The sequence below is a fragment of the Tenacibaculum sp. IB213877 genome (assembly GCF_034043975.1).
Lineage (GTDB): Bacteria > Bacteroidota > Bacteroidia > Flavobacteriales > Flavobacteriaceae > Polaribacter.
This window is the reverse complement of record NZ_JAXCHH010000036.1, coordinates 1-801: the sequence shown is the minus strand read 5'-3', so window position 1 is coordinate 801 and position 801 is coordinate 1. Positions and strand designations below refer to the sequence as shown.

At 38.8% G+C, this 801-nt stretch carries 1 pseudogene; it reads right to left on the bottom strand.

Features of this window, described 5'->3' with window-relative positions:
- Positions 1-801 (bottom strand): annotated as a pseudogene (locus tag SLH33_RS12970) (SprB repeat-containing protein); the annotation flags it as partial.

The window sequence follows — 801 nt, the reverse complement described above, 5'->3', positions numbered from 1 at the left end:
TCCGTTATCTATACTATAAGTATAACCCGGTGTACCACCTGATCCTGTTACCTCAATCGTTGCTCCTGTTGGTGCAGCACAGGTAACTTCTTTTGTTATTAATGCACTAGCGGATACTGCCGTAGGCTCTGTTAAGGTAACTGGACCTAAATTAATTGTACATACCGCTGGTGAACTTGCATCTGGACGTACATCTATAGTATATGATATATTGTCTAATCCTGTTATCGTTTCTGTGGCATTACTACTTGTGATAAATCCTCCTCCATTTACACTATACTCATAACTTCCTGTGAAATTTATAACCTCAAAAGTAATTGTACCATCGGTTCCTCCATTACAACTAACATTCGTACTACCTAAAATATTAGCCCCAAAAGCTTGACCTGAATCAACATTTACTACAAAATCTCTAGGACATGCTCGTGGTGAAGTTACTGTGATTGTATGACTACCTATTGTTTGACCTGTAAATACATTACTTGCCTGAACTGCCCCTCCGTCAATACTATATTCATAGGTTAATGCAGGGGTAGCTGGTGGGGTTAACGTAATATTTCCTGTACCATCACAATTATAAGTTACAGCGTCTGTAAAATCTGGTATAACTGGTAATGGGTCTATAGTAATCGTGCTTACAGATTGCTCACACCCATTATTATCGCGTACCGTTAATACATAACTACCCTCAGTTAAATTACCATAAACTAATCCTGATCCATAAACTCCGTTTACTCCATAGGTATATGGTGGTGTACCTCCCGTAGCCGACGTAAATGTAATCTCTCCTAATGTACTACA